Origin of the sequence: Mesorhizobium sp. M0296, assembly GCF_040321675.1 — a bacterium.
GTDB lineage: Bacteria > Pseudomonadota > Alphaproteobacteria > Rhizobiales > Rhizobiaceae > Mesorhizobium.
On record NZ_JAMYRZ010000011.1, the window covers coordinates 25350 to 43324 of the forward strand.

Here is a 17975-nt window from a genome sequence, read left to right on the forward strand (position 1 = left end):
ATGAAATTCATGTTGACCGGCAGATCATTGCATCCGCAGGCCGAGCCCGTCGCCGATGGCTTCAAGAAAGGCCAGATGAACCGGCGCGAATATCTCGCCACCATGGCTGCGCTCGGCGTCAGCGCTACCGGCGCGCTGGCGCTCGGCGGGCTTGCGCCGTCACCGGCCAGGGCCGAGGAGCCGAAGCGCGGCGGCATCTTGCGTGTCGCCATGAACGTCAAGGGCTGGAAGGATCCGCGCACCTTCGACGGCGTCGAGATGTCCAACGTCGCCCGCCAGTGCAACGAATATTTGGTGCGCTGGAAGCGCGACTTCACCTTCGAGCCATGGCTGCTCGAGAGCTGGGAAACCAGCGACGACGCCCGCGTGCTGACGCTGCATGTCCGCAAGGGCATCACCTGGTCGAACGGCGACACCTTCAACGCCGACGACGTGATCCACAATCTGACGCGCTGGTGCGATGCGTCCGTCGCCGGCAATTCGGTCGCCGCGCGCATGGGCGCACTGGTCAACGCCGATACCAAGAAGCCCGTCGACGGCGGCATCGAGCGCGTCGACGACGTCACCGTGCGGCTCAATTTGCCGAAGCCCGACATTTCGCTGATCGCCGGCATGGCCGACTACCCGGCGCTGATCATGCACCGCAGCTATGAAGGCGACGGCGATCCGCTGAAGGCATTGGCGATCACCACCGGGCCTTGCGAACTCGTGGCATGGGACGCCGAGGTCGGCGCCGAAGTCCGCCGCAAAGACAAGCCATGGTGGAAGGGCGAGTTCTACCTCGACGGCATCAAATGGGTGGACTACGGCTCCGACCCCAATGCGATGCTGTCGGCCTTCGAATCGGGCGAGATCGACACCGACCACGAAACCGCCTCCGACACGGTTGCGCAGACCGACTCCATGGGCCTGAGCAATTCGGAAATCGCCACCGGCTCGACCATCGTCGCGCGGTTCAATATCGGCAATCCGCCCTATGACGACATCAAGGTGCGCCGCGCCGCCCAGCTCGCCGTCGACAACGCCGCTGTGCTGAAGATCGGCATGGACAACCGCGGCAAGCCTGCCGAGAACCATCATGTCGGGCCGATGCATCCCGAATATGCCGATATCGGCCCGGCCGTCCGCAACATTGATCAAGCCAAGGCCCTGCTCGCCGAGGCCGGCAAGGCCGACCACGAATACGAACTCATCTCGGTCGACGTCGACTGGCAGAAGAGCACCGGCGACGCCATCGCCGCGCAGATGCGCGAGGCCGGGCTGAAAATCAAGCGCACCGTGCTGCCGGCCGCGACCTTCTGGAACGACTGGAGCAAATATCCTTTCTCCTGCACGGAGTGGCTCGGCCGGCCGCTCGGCGTCCAGGTGCTGGCGCTCGCTTATAAGTCTGGCGCCGCATGGAACGAGAGCGCCTACGCCGATCCGGAATTCGATAGTCTGCTCGACAAGGCGCTGGCGATGCCCGATCCCGGCGCCCGCAAGGAGCTCATGGCCAAGATCGAACAAAATCTGCGCGATTCCGGCGTCATCATCCAGCCCTACTGGCGCTCGGTCTACCGCACCTACCGCAAGGGCGTGCATGGCTGCGAGCAGCACCAGTCGCTCGAGCAGCATTTCGAGAAGGTTTGGCTCGAGGCGTAGCCTTGCAGACGACCAATTGTCGGGGCCAGCGCCGCTCCTTCTTCCTTCTCCCCTTGTGGGAGAAGGTGGATTGGCGCGCAGCGCCAAGACGGTTGAGGGGTGCGGACGGAGTGCCGTCAGTATCAAGCTGGAACACCCCTCATCCACCTTCTCCCACAAGGGGAGAAGGAAGAGCCACGCCACGCCTTGAAATCTCCAGTCCAAGCCGCACGGTCTCCCGCACCAGCAGGTCCAGATCGTCGCGCCGGGTGCGGTGGTTGTTGATCGCCACCCTGAGGCTATGCTGGCCATGCACCGTCGTGTCGGAAATGGCGGCGATGCCTTCTTCCTGCAGCCTCAGCATGATCTCGGTATTGAGCGCTTTCAGGCGCTCCCCGCCCAGTCCGTCCGCGCGGTAGCGAAAGCAGACGATGTTGATGTTCGCTGGCGCCGCCAGTGCGAGTGCCGGTTCGGCCGCGATCAGCGCGCCGAGATAATGCCCTTGCGCGATGTTCTGGTCGATCAGCCGGCCGAACTTTTCGATGCCGTGCTCTCGCAACGCCATCCACACCTTCAGAGCGCGAAAGCCGCGCGTCGTCTGCAGGCCGTAATCGTGCAGCCATTGGCCGGAGGCCAGGCCGCGCGGCGTCGATTCCAGATATTCCGGCATCACCGCGAACGCGCCGCGATGCACGGAGGCATCCCGGATCAGCGCGCAGCCGACCTCGAATGGCGCGTGCAGCCATTTATGCGGATCGAGCGCGATCGAGTGGGCGTGCTCTATGCCGGCAACGCGATGCGAATTGTCCGGCGCAATCGCAAGCAAGGCGCCGATGCAGCCATCGACGTGAAACCACAGATCCTCTTTTGCCGCCAGGTCAGCCAGCGCTTGCAGATCGTCGATTGCGCCGGTGTTCACCGTGCCGGCCGTACCGATTACGCAGGCCGGCTTGAAGCCGGCGTCGCGGTCCTCGGCGATCGCCGCCCGCAACGCAGCGATGTCGATCCGCAGCCCGGCATCGCTCGGGATGCGACGCAGCGCCCGGTTGCCGAGGCCGAGCACTTCCATCGCCTTGCGGTGACAGGAGTGAAGCTGGTCGGAGCCGTAGAAACGCAGCGGCTTGTCGATGCCGGCAACGCCGTGCTCGCGTATGTCGATGCCGGCCTTGGCGTTGCGCGCCACGGTCAGCCCGATGATGTTGGCCATCGAGCCGCCGCTGACCAGCGTGCCGCTGGCCGATTGCGGAAAGCCCATCATCTGCTTGCACCAGTCGACGACCTGGTTGTCCATCAGCGCGGCGGCATGGTTGCCGCCGCCGAGGTTGGAGCCCTGGATCGCCGCCAGGAAATCGCCGAGCGCGCCGGTGAAATTGCTCGAGCCCATATACCAGGACCAGAAGCGCGGATGGACGTTGCCCATCGGATAGGGCATCAAACTCCTGGTTACTTGGCCATACACCTCGGCTAGCGGCGCCGGCGAACGCGGCAGCGGCGATGTGAAGAAGGTCCTCACATCAACCGGCATCTCCTGCCACACCGGACGCTCTCTGACATCGCGCAGGTAAGCGACGGCATCGTCGACGATCCGATGCGACAGGGCCTGCACGTCGGCCCAGTTCGAGGGGTCAAGCGTTTCCTCGGTGGCCGTGACGGCCAGTCCAGGTTTCGTGTCCATGCAGGCCGCTCCCGATGTGCCGCCGTCACGCCGGAAACTGGCAGCCGGGCGTCGACTGCGACAGCGCAGTCTCCTCGGCATCCATCTCCGCCTCGATGCCGTCGAACAGCGGTGTCGTCATGTAGCGTTCGCCGGTATCGGGCAGCATGCACAGGATCACCGAGCCGGGTGCCGCCTTTTCCGCGATCTGCCGCGCCACCGCGAAGGTCGCTCCGCCGGAGATGCCGGTGAAAATCCCTTCCTTCTGCGCCAGCGCCTTGGCCCATTTCATGCCCTCGGGCCCGGCAATCGGCACCACCTCGTCATAGAGGCTTGCGTCTATCGCCTCCTGCAGCACGTCCGGAATGAAGTCGGGCGTCCAGCCCTGGATCGGATGCGGCTCGAACGCCGGATGGCTGGCGGCAGGCGCGCCGCCGGTGCCGCGCTGCTGCGGCTTGCCGCTGCCGATAAGCTGCGCATTGGCCGGTTCGGCGAGCACGATCCGGGTCTCCGGCCGCTCGCGGCGCAGCACGCGTCCGACGCCGGCGACGGTGCCGCCCGTGCCGTAGCCGGTGACGAAGCAGTCGAGCCGCGAGCCGGCGAAATCGTTGATGATCTCGCGCGCCGTCGTCGCTTCGTGAATGGCGGCGTTGGCCTTGGTTTCGAACTGGCGGGCCAGGAACCAGCCATTGGCTTCCGCGAGCTCCACCGCCTTCTTGTACATGCCGAAACCCTTCTGGGCGCGCGGCGTCAGCACCACCTTGGCGCCCAGCATGCGCATCAGCTTGCGGCGTTCGATAGAAAAGCTGTCGGCCATCGTCACCACCAGCGGATAGCCCTTCTGGGCGCAGACCATGGCAAGGCCGATGCCGGTGTTGCCGCTGGTCGCCTCGACCACGGTCTGGCCAGGCTTTAGAGCGCCGCTGCGCTCGCCTTCCTCGATGATGTTGAGCGCCAGCCGGTCCTTCACCGAGGCGGCGGGATTGAAGAACTCGGCCTTCACATAGATCGTGGCATGGTCCGGTCCGAGATTATTGATGCGGATCACCGGCGTATCGCCGACCGTGTCGAGAACGCTGTCGAACAGACGGCCGCGCCCGGCGGTGGTTCTGATTTTCTGTTGATGCAACATGTCGATCTCCTCGCTTTGTCGTTGTCTCTTGTCGTCACGGGCCGGTTACAGACCGGTGGCTTGGGCGGCGAGGTTTCGAGACCTTGCCGCGCTACATTTGCCTCCGGCAATGGCGGCATCCGGAGCGGGAATTCGCTGCCGGATGCACCGTGTCGCGTTTGGTGATAAAACAAAGGCCGACTGGCCAGCGTGGGAGCAGGCGTGGAAACTTACGTGGAATCCACCCGATCGAGCCTCGGCGGCGAGGTGGCCGGCTTTTCCGTGCGTCTGCTCGGACCCCTGACGATCGCACGCAACGGCATCATCATCCAGCTCCCAAAATCGCGCAAGCTGTGTGCGCTGCTCGCCTATCTGGCGCTGGCGCCGCATCCGGTCGGCCGCAGCCGCCTCTGCGAGCTTTTGTGGGATGTGCCGAACGACCCGCGCGGCGAGCTTCGCTGGTGCCTGAGCAAGCTTAGAGGCATCCTCGATGAACCGCATCGTCGCAGGGTCGAGACACCAGGCGACACGATCGCGCTTGATCTGAGAGGTGCTTCCGTCGACGCTGTCGACATAGCCTCGGCCGCCGCCAAGGGCGTTGAGACGCTCGGTCTAGAGCGGCTGCAGGCTCTTTCCGGAATGTTCGCCGGCGACTTTCTCGATGGGCTGGAGATCGACCGCAGCCCGCATTTCAACAGCTGGCTGATCGCTCAGCGCCGCCGCTTCGGCTCTTGGCACGCCGCAATCCTGGAACATCTCGTCAACAAGCTTCCGGTGGATGCCGACAGAATGTCTTCGCATCTGGACAAATGGCTGGAACTCGCTCCGTTCGACGGGCGCGCGCATGTGGCTCTTCTGAAAGGGCTGGCGCAGCGCGGCCAGTTTGACGCGTGCGAGGAACATCTCGCTTCCGCAGCGCAGCTGTTTGCTTCGGAGGATCTGGATTTCGGACCCGTTCGTGAGGCATGGCGCACGATCCGCAACGAACGACCTGCCGCTACGCTCTGGGCGCGACCGTCACTCGTACCCGCGGCCCCTCACGCGTCAATTGTGCTTCCCAATTCCGACACTGCTGCATCGCAGAAGGCTTCGCTTGCGGTGATGCCGTTTGCCGAAGAGACGGCTGACGGCGGTCCACGCGGAGGCATCGCCGATGGCCTGACCCACGATACCATCACCCGCCTGGCCAAGCTCAGGGATTTCTTCGTCATCGCGCGCGGTTCGGTGTTTGCGCTCGCCGAAAAAAACATTGGGCCGGAGGATGCCGGCCGTCGGCTCAATGTCGATTATGTCGCCACCGGCACGGTACGCAGCCAGGCCGGCCGCGTCACCGTCGCGGTCGAGCTGGTCGAAGTGCGCACGGCCAGGATCGTCTGGGCCGAGACGTTCGAGCGCAAGCCGAACGACATCTTTGCCGTGCTCGACGACATCGGCAACAGCATCGTCTCGTCGATCTCGGCCGAGATCGAGACGGTCGAGCGCAACCGCGCCATGTTGAAGGCGCCCAATTCGCTGAACGCCTGGGAAGCCTACCACCGCGGTCTCTGGCACATGTATCGCTTCACCCGCGCGGAAAACGAGCAGGCCCGGCATTTCTTCGACATAGCCTTGAAGCTCGATCCGACGTTCGCCCGCGCCTATGCCGGCCTCTCCTTCACCCATTGGCAAAATGCCTTCCAGCGCTGGGGCGACCGCGATCACGAAAGCGCCCTGGCCTTCGAGGCAGCCGGCCAGAGCCTGCTCGTCGACGATCACAATCCGGCCGCTCACTGGGCCATGGGACGGGCGCTGTGGCTGCGCGGCGAGCAGGACGGCTCCCTCATCGAGCTGGAACGCGCCGTAGACCTCAGCCCGAATTTCGCGCTCGGCCACTATGCGCTATCTTTCGTCCATTCGCAGTCCGGCGACCCGCAGGCTGCGATCGGCTCATCCGACCATTCCAGGCATCTGAGCCCCTTCGATCCGCTGCTGTTCGGTATGTTGGGCGCCAGGGCGATGTCGCATGTCCGGCTCGGCCAGTTCGACGAAGCCGCCGAATGGGCGCTGAAAGCAGCCGCGCGTCCCAACGCCCACGCCATCATCCTCGCGATTGCCGCGCATTGCCTTGCGCTGGCGGGGCGGCTGGACGAGGCACGAAGTTTCGCCGCTGCGCTGCGCAAGATGCTGCCGAACTACTGCGCCGACGATTTCATCGGCACGTTCCGTTTCGGGCCGGACGCCGAGGCGCTGTTCCGGCAAGGCGCCAAGCGGATCGGGCTGGGGTGAGGCAGGCGCGCGGTTTGCCAGGCTCTCCAAACCGCTCATCGCGGCTGGCCGCCCCAAACATCGTCATGTCTGCAGCCATGGCGCATCGTCAGGTTGGTTGCGAATTCGTCGACCAGAGCGGATCAGACGGGCTCAACCGATTTGACGTTGCCGTCGGTATCCACGAGGCAGCTTGTCTTCTTGCCACTGGCATCGAGTTCGACCTGATAGGTCTTGGAATCGAGCTTGCTCGATGAAACCGGAAGTATCTTCGTGCTGTCGACACCGCTCGCCTTGGCGACCGCATTGGCGCAAAGCAGTTGAAGGTCCGCCGGGGCCGTCTCGACCTTGGTCCTGGACATCTGGTCCTGAGGCGGCGGCGGTGGCGTGCTGACACAAGCGCTAACGGCTCCAGCCAGGAATCCGATTGCCGTCACCAGGATCGAAGTTCTCACTGCATCTTTTGCCGACATTGCTTGTCCCTCTCCGAATGCCGCTTCACACACCCTTGTAAAGTGCCGCCCCCTGCATGAGAATGATAACCTTGGCTCCAACCTTGACGCGGGACGCGAGATCGACGATGTCGTCGTTCCTCATACGGATGCACCCCGACGACACGTCGAGCCCGATCGTCCAGGGCTCCGGGGTGCCGTGTATCCGGTAGATCGTGTCCTGGTCGCGCTCATAGAGATAGAGCGCCCTCGCGCCGAGCGGGTTGTCGGGCCCTCCGTCCATGCCTCCGGCGTATTTCACCGCCTTCGGATCGCGAGCGACCATTTCGGCCGGAGGTGTCCAGGTCGGCCACTCCGCCATGCGGCCGACGCGCACGATGCCGGCCCAGCCAAACCCTTCCCGGCCCACGCCGATACCATAGCGCATCGCCCGCTGACCCGGCTGCACAAGATAGAGAAAGTGCTGGTTGCCATCGATGATGATCGTGCCTGGCACTTCCGCGGTGCGGAATTTGACCATCTGCGGACGAAATGCCTCGGGCACCTCATTATGCGCGGCATAGTATTTGCGCGCCTTGGTGCGATCGTAGTCCACCCATTTGTGGCTTTTCGGGTCGAAAACCTGTGTTCCCGCAGCCAGCGCCGCCACCGCGACAAGACCGAACGCCGCGGCGACGACTGCCGTGAGGGAGCGCCGCCGGACGGTGCCGCGTTCCGCGAACATAGGATTTCCGCTCATGGATTTGCCCACCCGTGCACCCGTGCGCCTTGTGCGGCAACCCATTGTTTGGCGTATTCGTAAGGATCCTGACGCTCTACCTGGAGCGCATAACTCATCTTGGTGATTTCCTCGGGCCTCAGGTCGACCCGTTCCAGGAACGCCACAACCTTCGGATATTTTTTGCGCAGCGAGGTGGCGTAGGCGATATGAAAATGTGCGGTATCCCATGCCACCGGCGCGCTGGACTTCGAGACCCAGAGCGGATCTTCTGACGGCAGCACGATCTTCCACTTTGCCGGGTCGAAGGGCGGCTCGGTAAGGCGGACAATGTCGTGCAGCTCAAATACATAGTGCGGTGCGTAGCAGGCAAACACCATCGGATGATCCGTGGCGACGGCGGCATCGACAGCCGCCATTCCGGCATCCTCCGGCGTCTCCAGCAAGGTCATTGTCTTGGCATAACCATAGCTGTTGGCGCGGACGCGCTCGATAGCGGTTGAGGACCAACCCTCAGCGCCGATCCAGAGTTCGCCGCGTCCGTCGCCATCGGTATCCAACGCGGCCGTTTTCTTCGTATCGCTGAGATCGGAAACGTCGTGAATTCCAAATTTGTCGGCTGCCTCACGCGTCGCGCATATGCCTTGCCATGCCGGCACACCGATAGGGCTGATGGCCACCGTGCCGGCCCCGTCCACATACTTCTTCACCAGATTGTCCAGATTGGGCAGCCAGATTTCGGGATGAATATCCACCTCACCCGAATTGAGACCGGCAAAGGCAATAAGCGTCCCCATCTCGCGCACGTCGGCATCGAGCCCGAAATTTTCCTTCAGGCTGACCTTGAGGATATTTGCCGTCGCCTGGCCCGACGGCCAGTTCGGCTTTGCAATGACGAGATCAGCCGCGTGGATCGGGATGTTTAGCGCCAGCATCGTCAATGCCGCCAGCGACACTTTCCGCAGGCACTGCCGAAATCGGTTGTGCATCTCTTCCCCTCGCTTCGGTGCTGAAATGAACCGGGACGGGAACAATCTGTCGCGGCAAGCACCGGACCCATCTTCTGACGGGCAACTGCTGAAGCTGCGGCAGTGCGTTCGCCAAAGAGAGCGCCTTCACGTGCCGCCCCTGCACGCTACCCGATGACAATCCGACTGGGAAGATGCTCACAACGCGGCCGCGGCGCCCCCACTGCGCCCCTATTTGGCACGCCGCAGCGTTGAAAAGTCGGGCAAAGGGGCGCGTTTCTTTCGGCCCTCGCAACGGTTGGCTGGGTTCGAAAAAATACCACAATAGATCGCGATTATGGCGATCGTATAAGATGTGGTATCGTCGCGCCTTTTTTGTAGAGCTGGGCGCAAAATTCAAAACAACATAGAATATTACTTGCACTAACTCGGCTTAATGAGAGCAAAACTAAGGAAGCATTCCGGAATCTTGCTACTGATCACATTTCAGTATCTGCTAAGATAGTCCGTGCTGATTCCGAATTATTAAGCATTTGCAAAATTCAATCCTGCGATATTGGGATTTGTCCTTGTCATAGGCTGACTCGGATGCATTTCTTGGAAGCACAGCCGCGTCAGCGGATCGTTGAAACATGCTTGGGCGGAAGGGGCACTAAGCAGGGAGAGGAATGTTGACAGTCGCTAATGCGGCGGCCCCCGCTGGGAGCGTTCCCTCCCACAAGAGATTACGGCAACCGTCGGCTAAGTCGTCGAATGCATCGCCCACATCCTGGCTCTCGTTTGATGGCCGGCGAAGCTTTGCCCTCCTCCGATTGGCGCCAGCCGTCGCGGCAAAAGCGAGGATCGCCGCCTGCAATGGCCTTCCGATATGGACGATGTCCGCCGCCAGCCAGTCGGAGGAATGAATCATGAAACTCGTAATCTGTGCGGCCTTGGCCACTGCTTTGATGGCGATCGTCGGTTGTACCACCGACGACTACGATGGTTGTCGCGGAAAGGGCTGCCTGGTTGATCGGTCCCATAAAGGGAGCCGGAAGATAGACGACCGGCCGCAGTTCGACAGGAACGGCAATCCCAACTTCGATACCAGGGGCCGTTACATCGGCTGCCATGGGCTCGGATGTAAAGTCGACGATCCTGATGACGGGGATCAAAGTATCGACGACAGGCTGCAGTACGACAGAGAAGGCAATCCCAACTTCGATACGCAAGGCAACTACCAAGGCTGCCGCGGCATCGGCTGCGAGGTCGATACACCGGACGATGACAGTTCATCGAACGACGACAGTTCATCGGACGATGACGATTCCGATTAAGGGACTCGGGGGCGAACAAGGAGAAAGCCAATCATGTCTGAATTCAGCGGCCTGGTCCGGCGACATGCCAAAATCGTTATGGTCGGCCTTGCGGGGTTGGGAATGGCGCTGACGTCCGCTTTCGCTGCGAATAACGCCTGTGACGGTATAAAGGTCGAAGTGACGAAGGCGCGCAAGCAGGAATATGCCCCTCTCGTCGTCTCGGCGATGACCAATAAGTTCAAGCCCGCTCAGGCAAAGTTCTTCTCGATCATGGAGAGCGGCAGCTGGAGCGCCGCCTACGTCTCCACGCCGGTGAGCGACGACGGCGTGATGTTCTTCCAGACAGTCGACGGAAAGAAGCAGTTTCGCGACGTATGGGGCGGCTATGCCGATCCGTCGGAGAAACCTGAACTGGTGTCCTGGGCGAAGAAGCTCGGAGCGCCGCAAGACCTGGCAAAGTGTTTTGCCGAGGAAGTTACGGAACGACGGTGATGATCGCTGGAAATTGCCGCTGACCGTTGGTGCAGGGGGAGAATGATTGGTGAGCGCTCCGCGGCGCCGGGGGCTCTGAGATCGACTCCAATCATCAGCTGCAGGACGTGCAAAATGCAAACCGTTCGAAAATCCAGACTGATAATGCAGTTCGCCCGCGCATTGGCAACTTCAGTGAAAATGACGGCTGTTGTGAGTGTAGCTGTCCCGCACACGATCAATGTTGCGTATGCCAGCAAGTATGATCTGCCGAAACCCTACATCTCCCGGGCTCTTGATGCGGTTCTGATACCGATCAATCACGCCTCTCGGCACCGCTACCAGATCCCGCCCAAGCTTCGCGGGGTGTATGTCTTGGCCGTTGCACCCCATGGGGTTGCCGCGCGGCAAGGCATCCGACCGGGTGACGTGCTTGCCACAGTGCGGCATCAACCGATTTCGACGCCGCTTGATGTCGACAGACTCGTTTGGGCCGCCCTTGCCGCGAGTGCCACCAGTTTCCTGTTTGGCGTGAACCGCGGGACAGAAGTCGCAGATGTCGTCGAGGTCAACACCAACATCACCGTCAACAACTTCAACACCAACATCTCGGTCAACAATATCTCGCAATGGACGAGCGTCGACAATCGAGAGGAGTGGACACAGATCGTCGATGAGTATGACGACGAGATGGAGACGGGCCTCAATGACACGAGCTATCGCGAGGACGACTCGCAGCCTGGCGACGCCAATCCGGACGCAAATGTGTCTTCTCCCGATGCTGACGACGACGATACCAGCACCGACACTGACGACAATAGCCCGGCCGACAGTACCGACGACAACAGTTCCGATCAGGACGATTCGAGCGATCAGAACGACGATGAAAACTCAACAGACGGTGATGATGACAAGAACAGCACCGACACCGACGACGGTAGCACGGATGACGATGCGTCGGATGACAGCACTGACAACAATGATTCCGATGATCAGGACGATTCCAGCGATCAGAATGACGATGACGACCCGTCGGCAGATGGTGAAGACGAAAACAGCACCGACAGTAATGACGATGCGTCGGATGACAGTAACGACGCTGACGGATCGGACGATGACGATGCCAATTAGCGGCCGACCGTGCCGGCAGTTCTAGACCGAGGACATCGATGAAAACCGCGATGCTGACCGCTGCCATCGTTCTGGCCATGCCGGCTTTCGCATTTGCCCAGGACAAGTGCAATGACGCCGCCAAGGATCAGTCCACCCCGAACGAGTGCGCCGATGCCGCGTCCAGGAAATCCGACAGGAAGCTCAACGAGCTTTACAAGCAGATCGAAACCCGGCTGAACGACGACGCGGATATCAGGACGCTTCTCGTTCAAGCACAGCGGGATTGGGTCAAATTTCGCGACGCAGAGTGCAGTTTCCAGACCGCAGGAGCGGCCGGAGAAAGCGCAATTCCAACGCTCATCGCGGAGTGCATGGACGGCCTGACGCAATCCCGTGTCAAAGATTTCGAGGGTTACCTGGAATGCAGGGAAGGCGATGCGAGCTGCCCCGTTCCGGCAGCGAACACATCACATGCCGTACCTGCCGTGGCCGAGGAGAACGGCCAGACCGGCCTTGCCCAGGCTGCCGACCCGATACCCATTCCATTGCAACATGTTGTTGGGCACCTCGGAACCGGCAGCGATGAAGTCATCTACCATAAACTCGGGATTGCGTTGGGCATCAATGGTGCCAAGCCTCGTCTGTTCGAATTCGACACCGGGTCGGATGAGTTCAACGCTGAGATCGATTCGAGTGTCCCTGGCGTAGAGCCGGTGCGCGGCAGCAAGCCCGAAATGTACCCCTATGGAAACGGCACCTATGGAGGTTGGGTACAACAGGCCCGGGTCAACAGCCTGTCGTATTACGATCCAGATGATCCCTCAGAGCCTGCCGTAACCTTTGACGGCGGCTTTAGCGTAGGTCGGGTGGTGGATTACGTCTTCACCAAGGATTTCGGCGACTTCGAGGATGCGAATGTGACGCAAAAGCCCGTGGGCCACCATGGCGATACGCCGGTTTATGCGGATCTTGATGCGCGCAAGAGCATGAAGAATGGCGAACCCGGTAACGAGGCGCCGTTTTACGGCGTCTTTGGAGCCGGCGATTTTATCGATAAGGGGGACCAGACCGCCGCTCCTGGCAGTCAGACGCAAAGCGGCTATGTGGTCTCCGCCAATGCAAATCTTGGAAAGAGGACGACACCGGGCTGCGCTCCCTGCCTGACGCTGAATTTGTCCCCCAGTCTGAGATCCCAGTTTACGGCCCTGATACCGTGGGGCGAACTGGATTACGAATTCCTCCAGAGACGATTCCCGCGATCAGGCGCGAATGCATCCAGTCAGTACGAAGGGTCTTACCGTTATAAAATTTCCTTTGATCATAAGGGAAAGAAGCAATCGGTTGATTTCAGTGGACCTGTTTTATTGGATACAGGAACGACAAGCTTCATTTATATTACAACAGAATCTAGTTTGAGTAAGCTTCAGTCGAGAGGACTTAATATTGCTGAATTCGGTGATGAGATAGTCGACTTCAAGTTTTTTGGATTCGATGATGGTATAAATAACCGTGAATATGATGATGTCGACATTCTCCGCCAAAGCGATGAGATGAAAGTCGGCGGTCTCATTCTCGGTCTGCCATTCTTCGAGTCCAATTCCATAATGAATGATCTGGAAAACAGGACGACCGCATATTCACCCTATTTTGTCAGCGCTGCTAACTTTACGACAGACGCGGCTGCCAAGGATCAAGTGCAGTTGAATCGCGCGACCAGCGATGCTGGAAGCAACGGATGGCTCGGACTGGCCGGCATCGTCTCCGGCGCCGGCGACTTCACGATCGAGAAGGACGCGGACGTGCGCATGACCGGGGCCAATACTTATACCGGCACAACCCATATCGCGGCCGATGGGTATCTTACCCTGGCCGGTCCGGCCAGCATCGAGCATTCATCGCGCGTCATGGTCGACGGTGTGCTCAACCTCGACCAGAAAGGAAACCACCTGAAGCCCTGGGGAGTGGCGCACTCCCTGAACGATACGGCCATTCGCACCCTTACCGGTAAAGGCGAGGTCTATCTGGGTGCGGGCAGATTGATCCTGACAGAAGCCGACGGGCAATTTGATGGAACCATCGCGAACTATGATGACGCCGGCGACAGCGGCGGCCTCGTTGTCGCCGGTGGCAAGCTGACGCTGAGCGGAAAGAACAAATATTCAGGCATGACCGAAGTGGCGTCTGGGGCGGAGTTGCGCGTGACCGGATTGTTGACTGGTGGCGTTTCCGTCTCGGGACTGCTTGTCGTTGACGGAGAGGTCTCCGGCAAAGTCATGGTCAAGGAGGGCGGCACGCTGACCGGCTCAGGAAAGGTCGGCAACGTCACGGTCGCCGAAGGTGGCAAAGCTGATCCAATGAAAACCAGATAATCAGGCCATGGGCACGGCCGACCGTGGCAATGACGGATAGCTGAAGAGAACATAGGGCGGGGCTGAGCAACTTAAGAGCTTGACTGCAACGGGAAAGGGAAATCGATGAAAATAGCGATACTGACTGCTGCCGTGGTTCTGGCTGCGCCGACATTCGCCCTTGCCAAGGACAAGTGCGCCGAGGCCAAGGATCAGGCCACCATGAACCAGTGCTTCGGTGCCGAGTTCCAGAAATCCGACAAGAAGCTCAATGAGCTTTACAAGCAGATCGAAACCCGCCTGAAGGACGATACGGATACCAAGAAGCTTCTTGTTCAGGCACAGCGGGATTGGGGCAAGTTTCGCGACGCGGAGTGCAGTTTCCAGACCGCAGGCGCGGCCGGAGGAAGCATGATGCCAATGCTCATCGCGCAGTGCATGGACGGCCTGACACAATCCCGTGTCAAAGGTTTCGAAGGCTATCTGAAATGCCAGGAAGGCGACATGAGCTGCCCTGTTCCGGCCGCGAACTGACACATGCCACAGCTGATCGGATCACGATGAAGCCGGCGGCGAGCGTGACGTCGCCGCCAGACATGAAAGGATGCGAGGGGCATCATCATTGCGTGAGAGACTTGAAGGAGGCGGATCGTGAAACCCTATAAATCGTCACTCGCAATGACGATTGCGGCATCCTGTACTGTTGGCATGTGTCGTGCCGGCAACAGCCCAGGCTGACATGAGCTTCGACGTCAACGTCACGCTTTCCAAAAAGGCAGCTGCCAAGCTCGCGGCTGAAAAGGAGGGGATCGTTGTCTTCGCCTCCTATTACGGCGACCCGAAGCGGAGCGCCGCGAAGCGCGTAAACGAAATCGGCCAGATCGATCTCACGCCGCAGGACGAAGAGGTGGAGATACCGGGTACAGCGGGCCACGCCCACGTCAGCGGCGCAAAGGTCGACGCGAAGCGTCTCGACTGGCTTGCCGGGCCGGCCAAGGTCAACGTCAACGTTGCGTCGGCGCGCAAGAGCAGCCCGGACAATCTGCTCAACTGCGATTTCATCGACGGTCCACTAAGCGATGTCCAAAGGAAGCCTGTGACGCTTCATTGCGGATTGATCGAAGAAAATGTGGACACGAAGTTGAGGCCATAAGGCTAACAAAATCATGCCGCCTCGTGACCGGCGTCAACGCAGATTATCGGCGGCATTACCTGCTTTGCTCAAGGGAGGTGAAGATTCTCATGCGTCCATTGTTCGCAATCTGTTTCTGCCTGACCATCATGTCCTTGTCTGCCGCCGCCTATGCCGAGCGCCGTTGTGGCTGGTACTCCAGCCCGACACCCGGCAACCTCGTCCTGACCGACAGTGACGGGGATTGGTGGATCCAGATGCAGGGACGCCCGGATCCCAAAGGCATCGACAATGTGCCGGCCTTTGACGAGCGGCAATTCGTCGAGACCAATGTGCCTGGTTCGGGTCACGGCTACGGATGTGCGTGCATGAACGTCGTAACCAACGCCAAGCAACAGAAGATCACCAGAGTGATCTCGGGCCAAATCCTTCCGCTGCTGCGCTGTCGCAACGACAGATCGCTGCCTAACCCCGACGGATAAGCATAACCAGGAACCAGTCGCAGTCAGCAAATGGCGCCTCGCTGAGCAAGACGCTGCCGAACTACTGCGCCGACGATTTCATCAACTCTTCCGTTTCGAGCCCGACGCCGAGGCCTGTTTCGGCAAGGCGCCAGGCGGATTGGCTGGGGTGATGGCGGGCGCGCCTTACTAGTGGTCCCGACCAAGGCAAAACTTGAAGTTGCTCTCACCAAATCTGCAACGAGGATTCGACAGTGTCGTGCGCCGAAGCTAGGCTACTTGGGGGTATTATGGGCCATGTCTCGCATCTCTTTCGTTCGCGTCCTGTTGTTTGTTGCATCGATGCTGCTGGGCGCTCCGGTGGCCCATGCCGGTTTGCAGTTTCAAGCCGGGCAGACCGACTCCGGATTCCAGTATATCCTCGTGTCGGGTGATTTCTCGTATCAGGACGACCTATCGGTCTTCGAGGCACTGGCACGGTCCAATGCATCAGTCGCTGTCACCTTCCAGTCCCCCGGCGGCAATATCCAGAAGGCTATGGAGCTTGGCCGCCTTATTCGCAGGCTCCGCCTCAGCACGGCTCAATTCAGGGCTGTCGAGTGTGCTTCGGCCTGTTCCCTGGCGTTCCTTGGTGGCGTTGTGCGCTTTGCCGAGCCGGGTTCCATCGGCGTCCATAGATCCTCATTCAGTGGCGACATTCCCGTAAACAGCAAGGACGCCGTTTCCGGCATCCAGCAGATGACCGCCGACATCATCACCTACATGATCGAAATGGGCGTGGACCCCGCTCTGCTTCAGCTTTCGCTGCAATATGACAGTGACGACATACGTTATCTTTCTAGGAGCGAGATGGCGAAGTACAAGGTCGTTACCTTGGAACCCGAAGCGAGCTGGCCGCAGGTCGCAAGCCAGGCACCATCCTCGACGCCATCCTCCCAGCAAGCGCCGTTACAACCGCCTGTCGCCTCTTTGCCACCTGCTTCCACGAATCCTTCACTCGTTATTCCCCAAGCCCGCTCGGGCCGTATTCTCCGCTCCCAGGACGCGGCGCCTTTAAAGGCGCTCCCAGAGGTAAGATCCGCCACGCTCGCAAATGTGCGAAACGGCAGCGCAGTCGTAATCTTGGGTAATGTCGAGCGATGGTACCGTGTCCGTGCAGGCGGTCAGGTCGGCTACATGCATGACACCTGGGTCTACGTCGACCAGTATGAGAGCGGCCCCTTCGGACAGCGTCATATCCAGGTCAAGAGCTTCGACAATCTCGCCGATACGGAGGCCTATGTGCGATCGGCATCAATCCCGCTTGTCGCCTACCTCGCCACCAACGGGTGGTTCGCCATTACGCTACGCGGCACCTATGCCCAGGATGCCGCTAAGGACCTAGCCAAGGCGATGAAGGAAAACGGGGCGATCCCCGACGACGCCTACGTCACTTATGGCAACACTTACGTCCGCAATGTCTGTTGTCGCTAGCCGGCACGTTTAACAGCAAGGGCAGCACTTCACCCGGCCGGACCCCAAAAAGGCCACGAAACAACAAAAAAGCCCGGAAAACCGGGCTTTTTTAGCGCTTACGGACCTACTTGGACGGTCCGAAACGGGAATTTGGTGCCCAGAAGAGGACTCGAACCTCCACTCCTTGCGGAACACGGACCTGAACCGTGCGCGTCTACCAATTCCGCCATCTGGGCTGGTGCGCGCTCATTAAGCGGGCGAGGGATGAGTGTCAACGCGCTTTTTTGAAAGCCGCGTTCCTTCTCCGGCTCAATGCTCCAGCACTTCCTTCGACGCCACCGTGGAATCGGCGTTGAGCGTGTAGATGATCGGCACGCCGGTGCCGAGCTCGAGCTTGACGATCTCCTCGCCCGATTTGCCGTCCAGCGCCATGATCAGCGCGCGCAGCGAATTGCCGTGCGCCGCCACCAGCACGGTGCCGCCGCGCAGCACATGCGGTTGCAGATCGTGCAGGTAATAGGGCCAGACGCGCGCGCCGGTGTCCTTCAGGCTTTCACCGCCGGGCGGCGGCACGTCATAGGAGCGGCGCCAGACATGCACCTGCTCCTCGCCCCATTTCTTGCGCGCATCATCCTTGTTGAGGCCGGAGAGATCGCCATAGTCGCGCTCGTTCAGCGCCTGGTCGCGAATGGTCTCGAGATCGCTCTGGCCAACGGCGTCGAGAATATGCTGGCAGGTCTTCTGCGCCCGGATCAGCGACGACGTGAAGGCGATGTCGAATTTCATGCCGCGCGCCCTGAGCTTGGCGCCGGCCGCCTTGGCCTCGGCATGACCCAGTTCGGTCAGGTCGACGTCGCGCCAGCCGGTAAATAGGTTCTTCAGGTTCCATTCGCTCTGGCCGTGGCGCACGAGCACGAGAGTTCTCGACAT

16 protein-coding genes and 1 tRNA gene are annotated in these 17975 nt (G+C 60.6%); 10 read left to right on the forward strand and 7 right to left on the reverse strand.

From position 1 onward, the window contains the following. Nucleotides 1–1641, forward strand: coding sequence for an ABC transporter substrate-binding protein (locus tag NKI97_RS13055; RefSeq protein ID WP_352451905.1), 1641 nt, complete (start codon nt 1–3; stop codon nt 1639–1641). A 139-nt stretch (nt 1642–1780) separates the two neighbouring features. Here NKI97_RS13055 and NKI97_RS13060 read toward each other — a convergent pair whose 3' ends face one another. After that, nucleotides 1781–3295 carry a pyridoxal phosphate-dependent decarboxylase family protein gene (locus NKI97_RS13060; protein WP_352834560.1) on the reverse strand — a complete coding sequence of 505 codons (1515 nt, stop codon included), beginning with the start codon at nt 3293–3295 and terminating at the stop codon, nt 1781–1783. Nucleotides 3296–3320: 25 nt separating this feature from the next. After that, the gene (locus NKI97_RS13065; protein WP_352747330.1) at nt 3321–4406 is read right to left on the reverse strand and encodes a PLP-dependent cysteine synthase family protein; all 1086 of its coding nucleotides are present in this window, start codon (nt 4404–4406) and stop codon (nt 3321–3323) included. 213 nt (nt 4407–4619) lie between these two features. On the opposite strand from NKI97_RS13065, the gene NKI97_RS13070 reads away from it, so the two are divergent. Beyond that, the gene (locus NKI97_RS13070) at nt 4620–6650 is read left to right on the forward strand and encodes a transcriptional regulator (protein ID WP_352834563.1); all 2031 of its coding nucleotides are present in this window, start codon (nt 4620–4622) and stop codon (nt 6648–6650) included. A 122-nt stretch (nt 6651–6772) separates the two neighbouring features. Here the strand turns inward: NKI97_RS13070 and NKI97_RS13075 are convergent, their stop codons facing one another. From NKI97_RS13075 to NKI97_RS13085, 3 genes are read right to left on the reverse strand one after another with little or no spacing between them, the layout of a single operon-like run. Continuing rightward, on the reverse strand, nt 6773–7102 hold the full coding sequence (locus NKI97_RS13075) for a hypothetical protein (RefSeq protein WP_352458185.1): 330 nt from the start codon (nt 7100–7102) through the stop codon (nt 6773–6775). Nucleotides 7103–7127: 25 nt separating this feature from the next. Continuing rightward, nucleotides 7128–7820 (reverse strand): L,D-transpeptidase, encoded by a 693-nt coding sequence (locus NKI97_RS13080; protein WP_352451899.1) that lies wholly within the window; start codon nt 7818–7820, stop codon nt 7128–7130. After that, nucleotides 7817–8788 carry an ABC transporter substrate-binding protein gene (locus NKI97_RS13085; RefSeq protein WP_352451898.1) on the reverse strand — a complete coding sequence of 324 codons (972 nt, stop codon included), beginning with the start codon at nt 8786–8788 and terminating at the stop codon, nt 7817–7819. Before NKI97_RS13085 ends, NKI97_RS13080 begins: the two co-directional genes overlap by 4 nt. An 887-nt stretch (nt 8789–9675) precedes the next feature. Between NKI97_RS13085 and NKI97_RS13090 the strand changes: the two genes are divergently transcribed. The 8 genes from NKI97_RS13090 to NKI97_RS13125 all read left to right on the forward strand — a co-directional run bounded on the left by NKI97_RS13090 (nt 9676) and on the right by NKI97_RS13125 (nt 17063). Next, nucleotides 9676–10083: a hypothetical protein gene (locus tag NKI97_RS13090; protein ID WP_352451897.1), complete on the forward strand. Its 408-nt coding sequence runs from the start codon at nt 9676–9678 to the stop codon at nt 10081–10083. Nucleotides 10084–10116: 33 nt separating this feature from the next. Further along, nucleotides 10117–10557 carry a hypothetical protein gene (locus NKI97_RS13095; protein WP_352451896.1) on the forward strand — a complete coding sequence of 147 codons (441 nt, stop codon included), beginning with the start codon at nt 10117–10119 and terminating at the stop codon, nt 10555–10557. 114 nt (nt 10558–10671) lie between these two features. Beyond that, complete coding sequence (locus NKI97_RS13100; RefSeq protein WP_352834568.1) at nt 10672–11667, forward strand: PDZ domain-containing protein; 996 nt, start codon at nt 10672–10674, stop codon at nt 11665–11667. A gap of 38 nt (nt 11668–11705) precedes the next feature. Beyond that, nucleotides 11706–14018, forward strand: a complete 2313-nt coding sequence (locus NKI97_RS13105) for a lysozyme inhibitor LprI family protein (protein ID WP_352834571.1) — start codon at nt 11706–11708, stop codon at nt 14016–14018. Between the two features lie 105 nt (nt 14019–14123). After that, nucleotides 14124–14531 carry a lysozyme inhibitor LprI family protein gene (locus NKI97_RS13110; RefSeq protein ID WP_352451892.1) on the forward strand — a complete coding sequence of 136 codons (408 nt, stop codon included), beginning with the start codon at nt 14124–14126 and terminating at the stop codon, nt 14529–14531. A 181-nt stretch (nt 14532–14712) separates the two neighbouring features. After that, complete coding sequence (locus tag NKI97_RS13115) at nt 14713–15150, forward strand: hypothetical protein (RefSeq protein ID WP_352747342.1); 438 nt, start codon at nt 14713–14715, stop codon at nt 15148–15150. A 23-nt stretch (nt 15151–15173) separates the two neighbouring features. Next, nucleotides 15174–15611: a DUF4087 domain-containing protein gene (locus NKI97_RS13120; RefSeq protein WP_352451890.1), complete on the forward strand. Its 438-nt coding sequence runs from the start codon at nt 15174–15176 to the stop codon at nt 15609–15611. A 276-nt stretch (nt 15612–15887) separates the two neighbouring features. Then, nucleotides 15888–17063, forward strand: coding sequence for a hypothetical protein (locus tag NKI97_RS13125; protein WP_352451889.1), 1176 nt, complete (start codon nt 15888–15890; stop codon nt 17061–17063). Between the two features lie 133 nt (nt 17064–17196). Here NKI97_RS13125 and NKI97_RS13130 read toward each other — a convergent pair. Beyond that, nucleotides 17197–17281, reverse strand: a tRNA-Leu gene (locus tag NKI97_RS13130). Between the two features lie 73 nt (nt 17282–17354). After that, nucleotides 17355–17975: a 2,3-bisphosphoglycerate-dependent phosphoglycerate mutase gene (locus NKI97_RS13135; RefSeq protein ID WP_352451888.1), complete on the reverse strand. Its 621-nt coding sequence runs from the start codon at nt 17973–17975 to the stop codon at nt 17355–17357.

Excerpts from the sequence above, each read along its gene's own strand:
- NKI97_RS13055 (WP_352451905.1), top strand. The coding sequence starts at position 1 with ATGAAATTCATGTTGACCGGCAGATCATTGCATCCGCAGGCCGAGCCC.
- NKI97_RS13060 (WP_352834560.1), bottom strand. The coding sequence starts at position 3,295 with ATGGACACGAAACCTGGACTGGCCGTCACGGCCACCGAGGAAACGCTT.
- NKI97_RS13065 (WP_352747330.1), bottom strand. The coding sequence starts at position 4,406 with ATGTTGCATCAACAGAAAATCAGAACCACCGCCGGGCGCGGCCGTCTG.
- NKI97_RS13075 (WP_352458185.1), bottom strand. The coding sequence starts at position 7,102 with ATGTCGGCAAAAGATGCAGTGAGAACTTCGATCCTGGTGACGGCAATC.
- NKI97_RS13080 (WP_352451899.1), bottom strand. The coding sequence starts at position 7,820 with ATGAGCGGAAATCCTATGTTCGCGGAACGCGGCACCGTCCGGCGGCGC.
- NKI97_RS13085 (WP_352451898.1), bottom strand. The coding sequence starts at position 8,788 with ATGCACAACCGATTTCGGCAGTGCCTGCGGAAAGTGTCGCTGGCGGCA.
- NKI97_RS13090 (WP_352451897.1), top strand. The coding sequence starts at position 9,676 with ATGAAACTCGTAATCTGTGCGGCCTTGGCCACTGCTTTGATGGCGATC.
- NKI97_RS13095 (WP_352451896.1), top strand. The coding sequence starts at position 10,117 with ATGTCTGAATTCAGCGGCCTGGTCCGGCGACATGCCAAAATCGTTATG.
- NKI97_RS13100 (WP_352834568.1), top strand. The coding sequence starts at position 10,672 with ATGCAAACCGTTCGAAAATCCAGACTGATAATGCAGTTCGCCCGCGCA.
- NKI97_RS13105 (WP_352834571.1), top strand. The coding sequence starts at position 11,706 with ATGAAAACCGCGATGCTGACCGCTGCCATCGTTCTGGCCATGCCGGCT.
- NKI97_RS13110 (WP_352451892.1), top strand. The coding sequence starts at position 14,124 with ATGAAAATAGCGATACTGACTGCTGCCGTGGTTCTGGCTGCGCCGACA.
- NKI97_RS13125 (WP_352451889.1), top strand. The coding sequence starts at position 15,888 with ATGTCTCGCATCTCTTTCGTTCGCGTCCTGTTGTTTGTTGCATCGATG.
- NKI97_RS13135 (WP_352451888.1), bottom strand. The coding sequence starts at position 17,975 with ATGTCGAGAACTCTCGTGCTCGTGCGCCACGGCCAGAGCGAATGGAAC.